5 protein-coding genes and 1 pseudogene are annotated in these 6640 nt (G+C 43.8%); 5 read left to right on the plus strand and 1 reads right to left on the minus strand.

The window, feature by feature from the left end; all coding sequences use genetic code 11:
* The first annotated feature begins 139 nt into the window (after positions 1-139).
* Genes BCU12_RS06380 through phaC form a run of 4 tightly spaced genes read left to right on the plus strand, consistent with a single transcriptional unit; the run spans position 140 to position 4349 of the window.
* Complete coding sequence (locus BCU12_RS06380) at positions 140-880, plus strand: SDR family oxidoreductase (protein WP_102403518.1); 741 nt, start codon at positions 140-142, stop codon at positions 878-880.
* A gap of 9 nt (positions 881-889) precedes the next feature.
* A complete protein-coding gene (locus tag BCU12_RS06385) occupies positions 890-2095 on the plus strand; it encodes an acetyl-CoA C-acetyltransferase (RefSeq protein WP_102403519.1) in 1206 nt (401 codons plus the stop codon).
* A 39-nt stretch (positions 2096-2134) separates the two neighbouring features.
* The gene (locus tag BCU12_RS06390; protein ID WP_102403520.1) at positions 2135-2482 is read left to right on the plus strand and encodes a phasin family protein; all 348 of its coding nucleotides are present in this window, start codon (positions 2135-2137) and stop codon (positions 2480-2482) included.
* Between the two features lie 58 nt (positions 2483-2540).
* The gene (phaC, locus tag BCU12_RS06395; protein WP_102403521.1) at positions 2541-4349 is read left to right on the plus strand and encodes a class I poly(R)-hydroxyalkanoic acid synthase; all 1809 of its coding nucleotides are present in this window, start codon (positions 2541-2543) and stop codon (positions 4347-4349) included.
* A 100-nt stretch (positions 4350-4449) separates the two neighbouring features.
* Here the strand turns inward: phaC and BCU12_RS06400 are convergent, their stop codons facing one another.
* Positions 4450-6102 (minus strand): FAD-dependent oxidoreductase, encoded by a 1653-nt coding sequence (locus BCU12_RS06400; RefSeq protein ID WP_102403522.1) that lies wholly within the window; start codon positions 6100-6102, stop codon positions 4450-4452.
* A gap of 297 nt (positions 6103-6399) precedes the next feature.
* On the opposite strand from BCU12_RS06400, the pseudogene BCU12_RS06410 reads away from it, so the two are divergent.
* Positions 6400-6640, plus strand: a pseudogene (locus tag BCU12_RS06410) (YeeE/YedE family protein); the annotation flags it as partial.

A 6640-nucleotide genomic window follows, 5' to 3' on the forward strand; every position in this document is an offset into this window, starting at 1 on the left:
GTAACAAAACAGGATTAGATTAAATAATAGAAAGATTCTTCAAATAAGAAAGAATCAAATTATTAGACACGTTAGTTGGTGCTATTAATACGCACCATTTTAAATACGCTTATATTGCTGTTAAGAATGGAGTCCCCCAATGAAAAAGCTCGCTTTGATCACTGGATCAAAAGGCGGAATAGGTTCCGCGATCTCTTCAAAACTCGTCGCCGATGGTTTTCGTGTAATAGCAACTTATTACACGGGTAATTACGATTGCGCGCTTGAATGGTTTACTGAAAAAGGGTTTACCAAGGAAGAAGTTCGTTTGTTCGAGTTGGACGTTACTAATGCACCGGAGTGTGCAAAACGTTTGAGCCAACTGCTGGAAGAAGAAGGGACTATTGACGTTGTCGTCAACAATGCAGGTATTACTAAAGATGGCTTATTCAAGAAAATGTCTTTGGAAGCATGGCGAGACGTAATCGATACCAATCTAAATAGCTTGTTCAATGTCACCCAACCTTTGTTTGCGTCTATGTGCGAAAAAGGTGGCGGTCGAATCGTTAATATTTCCTCTGTAAATGGCCTTAAAGGTCAATTTGGTCAAACCAATTATTCTGCGGCTAAGGCAGGAATGATTGGGTTCTCTAAAGCACTCGCTGCGGAAGGTGCGAGAAGTGGCGTCACGGTGAACGTTGTTGCGCCAGGATACACGGGAACACCAATGGTAGAGCAGATGAAACCAGAGGTTTTGGACTCGATTAAGGCCCAAATTCCAATGAAACGTTTGGCCACGCCAGAAGAGATCGCAGAATCAGTCAGTTTTCTAGCAAGCGACGCAGCAGCCTATATAACCGGTGAAACACTGTCGGTTAATGGCGGCTTGTACATGCATTAAGGTGGGATCATGGAAAAAGTATTTGTAGTAGCAGCAAAAAGAACGCCTATCGGTGCATTTGGTGGCAGCTTAAAAGACGTCGCCGCGGGGAAACTGGCCTCTATCGCCATTAAAGGTGCGCTAGAGTCTGGAAATGTACAGCCTCAAAATGTTGATGAAGTCATTGTTGGTAATGTGATTGGCGCGGGTCAAGGCATGAGTGTTGGTCGACAAGCCGCTGTGTTTGCGGGTATCCCGACAGACACACCAGCATACACATTAAATATGGTTTGCGGCAGTGGCATGAAAACAGTCATGGATGCTGTTTCACATATTCGTTCAGGCGACGCTGAAGTTATTGTTGCAGCGGGTGTTGAAGTGATGTCTCAAATTCCATTTACTGTCCCAGCATCAGTACGAGATGGGCACAAAATGGGCAACCTCAGCATGACTGATTTGCTCATCAATGACGGCTTAACCGATGTATTTAACCAATACCATATGGGTGTCACCGCAGAGAACGTTGCGAAAGAGTGTTCAATTGGCCGCCAGCAGCAAGATGAGTTCGCACTTTCAAGCCAACAAAAAGCAACAGCAGCCATCGAGTCTGGAAGATTTAAAGATGAAATCGTGCCTGTTGATGTGAAAAAGCGCCGTGAAACCGTTGTATTTGATACGGATGAATACCCTAAGTCAAATGCGACATTAAGTGGCCTTGAAAAGTTGAGACCAGCTTTTGACAGAGAAGGCAGCGTCACTGCAGGTAATGCATCTGGAATCAATGACGGTGCGAGCGCATTAGTGTTGGTATCTGAGCAGGCTGTAAAAACGTACAACCTGACACCCATCGCTGAAATTGCAAGTTATGCACAAACCGGCCTTGATCCGAAATTAATGGGATTAGGTCCAGTTAAAGCCGTGACTAAAGCGTTAGAAAAAGCGGAACTTGAGATCAAAGACATTGATCTCTTTGAACTGAATGAAGCTTTTTCTGCACAAGCATTAGGCGTGGTTCACTCATTAGCAAAAGAGCACCAAGTTTCTGCAAGCTCCATTCTGGATAACGCCAACGTAAACGGTGGCGCGATTGCACTTGGACACCCTCTAGGGGCTTCAGGTAATAGAATCTTAGTAACACTAATACACGAGCTAAATAAACGCAGCGGGCAATATGGTGTCGCTTCACTTTGTGTGGGTGGCGGTATGGGCACGGCAGTTGTTGTTAAATCTATCTAATTTTTAAACGGGATATTCCCTTTATCTAGGAGCAAGACCATGTATACAGACTTTTTCAAATCATTCACGGACCAAACTGAACAGTCTCTACAGCCTTATGTAAAGTTCAATAAGCTAGTGACTAAAAACATTGAAGTACTGACTGAGCTCCAGCTAAATGCGATGCGCACTTACAGCGAAATGGGTATTAGTCAAATGAAAGCAGCGACAGAAGTTCGTGATGTAACGTCTCTTACTGCTTTCAGTGGCCAACAACTTTCAGCAATGACAAAACTGTCTCAGCAACTGACTGAAGACAGCACAAAAATCCAAGCGATTGCGAAAGAGTTCAAAGATGATGTTGACCAAATGACAACAGAAAATCTAAAAACAGTGACTCCTGCGTAACACAGTCCTTTGCCGCCTAAATTTAGGCGGCTTTTTTCCGAAGATAGGAGTAGAAACCATGTTCCAACACTTCTTTTCGGACTACCTTGTAAAACTCCAAGAAACCAATCAACAATGGTGGAAAGATCTTGAACTGAACAAGGAAGCCGTTAACTCTCCCCTTAATAAGGCGATGCAAGAAGTAAACTTTGAAGATTCAGCAAAGTTCTTTGAGCAAGCTGCAAATCAACCAGCCGCGTTACTTCAGTTGCAAACCCAATGGTGGGAGCAGCAGCTTCAAATTTGGCAAAATGTTGCATTAGAAGGCAACTCTAAAAGCTTTGTTACTGAAGAAAAAGGCGACAAGCGCTTTTCCGATGAAGCATGGAAAACCGATGCGTTTTACAGCTTTATTAAGCAATCTTATTTGCTCTTCAGTAAAACCTATTTCGATACGGTAAACAGTATTGAAGGGGTAGATGAGAAAACCAAAGAACGAATTTTGTTCTTTTCACGCCAAGCAATCAACGCACTTTCACCAAGTAACTTCATTGCCACGAATCCAGAGCTACTGAAGCTGACTTTAGAGCAAAACGGTGAAAACTTACTTACTGGCCTAGAGCAACTGAAAGAAGACGTAGAATCAAGCGCTGACATCTTAAAAATTCGCATGACCAATAATAATGCATTCAGAATTGGCGATGATATTGCGAATACCAAAGGCGACGTTGTCTTTAAAAATGAATTGTTCGAGCTGATCCAATACAAGCCATTAACCAAGACAGTAAATGCCACGCCTTTACTTATTGTTCCGCCGTTCATCAACAAGTACTACATTCTTGATTTGCGTGAAAAGAATTCGATGGTTCGCTGGCTTGTTGAACAAGGCCACACCGTATTCATGATGTCTTGGCGCAACCCTGGCAAAGAGCAGTCTAACGTAGAGTTCGGTGACTACGTGACAGAGGGTGTGGTGAAAGCTGTTTCTGCGATTGAAGAAATCACAGGGCAAGAACAGATCAACGCTGCAGGGTACTGCATTGGCGGAACCGTTCTCGCTTCGACTGTCGCGTATTACGCTGCTAAACGCATGAAAAAACGCATCAAATCGGCTACATTCTTCACGACATTACTTGATTTCGCTCAGCCTGGAGAGGTTGGAGCCTACATCAATGAAACCATAGTGAGTGCACTAGAAGCGCAAAACAATGCGAAAGGTTACATGGATGGGCGCTCGTTAAGTGTGACGTTTAGCCTATTGAGGGAAAACAGCCTTTACTGGAACTACTACGTAGATAACTACCTGAAAGGCAATAGCCCTGTCGATTTTGACCTTTTATACTGGAATAGTGACAGTACAAATGTATCTGCACCGTGCCATAACTTCCTAATCAGGCAGTGTTATCTTGAGAATAAACTGATTCAAGATAAAGGCGTTAAAATTGGTGGCGTTTGGATCGATCTTAATAAAATCAAGATTCCGAGTTACTTTATTTCCACCAAAGAAGACCATATTGCCTTATGGCAGGGAACGTACCGTGGAGCATTAAACACTGGTGGAAACAAAACGTTTGTGCTTGGTGAGTCCGGTCATATCGCTGGAATTGTGAATCACCCAAGCAAAAACAAATATGGCTACTGGCTAAATGACAACTTAGATGATTCTGCAGAAGATTGGTTATCTAATGCAACACGGTCAGAAGGGTCATGGTGGACACACTGGGATCAATGGTTACACAACTACATCCCAGAAGAAAAAGTGGAGCCTTATGCCCAAGGCTCAGAAGCGAACCCAGTTATCTGCGCGGCACCTGGCGCTTACGTTAAAGAAGTACTTCCAGTAAAGAGCCAAACTAAAGCACCGGAGAAAAAAGAAGAAACGGCTTAGCAAGTAAACCTTGTTTAGTCTTTGAATCTTTGAGTATCAGGAAAATGGGCTGAATATCATATCGATATACAGCCCTTTTAGCTTCAAGCCGAGTACTGATTTAGGCTTTTGCGTACGTATAGGTGCGGTAACCACCGATTAAGTTTCTTGCCTTGTAGCCGTTGTTTACTAACTGACGATACGCTACGTTACCACGTAACCCAACTTGACAATAGATGACGATTTCTTTGTCTTTTGGCAGTTCGCTCATCCGTTGACGCAGCTGATCAACTGGAATATTCAATGCGCCATCGATGCTTCTACCGTTGGTCAATTCTCCCGGATTACGCACATCAAGCAAAAGTTGGTTTTCTTCCAGTTCATCAATTTCGTCGAAGTGTATTGGTGTTACATCACCACTCACAATGTTATTAGCCACAAACGCCGCTTGGTTAATCACATCTTTTGCACTTCCGTATGGAGGGGCGTACGTCAATTCTAAGTGTTGTAACTGTTCAACGGTCATTCCAGCACGCTGGGCCACGGCCATAATATCAATTCGTTTATCAACGCCATCTTTCCCGGCCGCTTGTGCGCCCAATATCTTGCCTGTTTTTGGATCAAACAACATTTTAAATGAGACTATTTCGGCGCCAGGGTAATAGCTAGCATGGCTTGCGGTATGAACAAAAACTTTCTCGTAGTCAATGCCTTCGCGTTTAAGCTGCTTTTCATTTTTACCTGTTGACGCAATGGCAAGATCAAAGATCTTACAAATCGCTGTACCTTGCGTACCTTGATAGGTTTCCGCACCACCGAGCATATTGTCGGCTGCCATACGCCCTTGACGATTGGCAGGTCCCGCCAATGGAACCATGGTTTGTGCACCCGTTACGAAGTCTTTCTCTTCAATCGCATCACCGACTGCATAGATAGATGGATCACTGGTTTGCAGCGTTGGTGTGGTCCAAATGCCGCCAAGCTCACCTATCTTAAGACCCGCCTTGGAGGCGAGTGTTGTTTCAGGGCGAACACCGATAGCCATGATGAGGATCCCCGTCTCTAGTTGCTCACCATTATTAAGACTCAGTACTAAGTTTTCGTTTGCTGGCAGGTATTCAACAGACTCTAGGGCAGCGCCGAGCTTAAGATCGACGCCTTTTTGTTGTATTTCAGCATGAGCAAACCCCGCCATTTCACGGTCTACAGGAGTCATCACCTGATCGGCCATTTCAATCAGCGTTGTTTTAATGCCAAGCTGATGGAACGCTTCCATCATTTCAAGACCAATGAACCCGCCACCAACAACCGTTGCGTGTTGAGGCTTACTGCTATTTAACGTTGCAAGAATTTTGTCCATGTCTGGAATATTGCGCAGTGAATGGGTAAGTGGGTTATCGATTCCTGGGATAGGTGGAACAATAGGGCCGGCCCCGGGGCTAAGAAGAAGAAAGTCGTAAGATTCAATGTATTCCAAACCGTCGAGAAGATTTTTTATAGTGACGGTCTTATTTAGGCGATCAATGCTGATGACCTCATTCATGACACGAACGTCAACGTTAAAACGAGCAAGAAAGCTTTCCGGCGTTTGCAGCAGTAATTTACCGCGCTCTTTGATGTCACCACCGATGTGATAGGGCAAACCACAGTTAGCAAACGACACGAACTGTCCACGTTCAAACATGATGATCTCAGCGTCTTCACTTAATCGTCTCGCTCGCGCTGCAGCGGATGCTCCACCAGCAACGCCACCAATTATAAGAATCTTTGTCATTGTTAAACTCCGAAGGTTTTAATAAGAACGTCAATTACGGTCTAACCGACATCATCGGTAGATACCATTACAAAAACGAACGTCTCTTTTTCTTGCCCATAGCTTTGTTGCCAGTAACGGTTGCGAAATGGCTACAAGCTTTCAGTAAGCTTGATGCTAGATTCATTCACATTAAATGTCAACATGCTAAATTAGAATTGACTAATATAAGTTTGTAAGTAAACTATGAGAAAAGAGAAGGCTTTCATCATAAGTGCATTCTCTGCTTTTATTACTTAACAAGCTATGAGGTTATCTATGAGTTTTACACTTCCTCTAGAATCATTATTTGGTGGAATGCTGCTTGGCGTATCGGCAACGCTGTTACTTCTAGTGAGAGGGAAGGTTGCGGGCATTAGTGGCATTGTCGGTGGGTTTCTCTCATCGGAATTTAAAGAAAACGGATGGCGAGTCTTTTTTCTTCTAGGCATGATATTAAGCGGACTTCTACTCACGCCTTTTGACTTCTTTTTACCTGAATTACTTGAGAGCAACTTAA

The organism is Vibrio sp. 10N.261.55.A7 (assembly GCF_002877365.1).
Classification (GTDB): Bacteria; Pseudomonadota; Gammaproteobacteria; order Enterobacterales; family Vibrionaceae; genus Vibrio.

Bases quoted from the DNA above. Each gene is read 5' to 3' on its own strand.
- BCU12_RS06400 (WP_102403522.1), bottom strand. From the start codon at position 6,102: ATGACAAAGATTCTTATAATTGGTGGCGTTGCTGGTGGAGCATCCGCT.
- BCU12_RS06385 (WP_102403519.1), top strand. From the start codon at position 890: ATGGAAAAAGTATTTGTAGTAGCAGCAAAAAGAACGCCTATCGGTGCA.
- BCU12_RS06380 (WP_102403518.1), top strand. From the start codon at position 140: ATGAAAAAGCTCGCTTTGATCACTGGATCAAAAGGCGGAATAGGTTCC.
- BCU12_RS06390 (WP_102403520.1), top strand. From the start codon at position 2,135: ATGTATACAGACTTTTTCAAATCATTCACGGACCAAACTGAACAGTCT.
- phaC (WP_102403521.1), top strand. From the start codon at position 2,541: ATGTTCCAACACTTCTTTTCGGACTACCTTGTAAAACTCCAAGAAACC.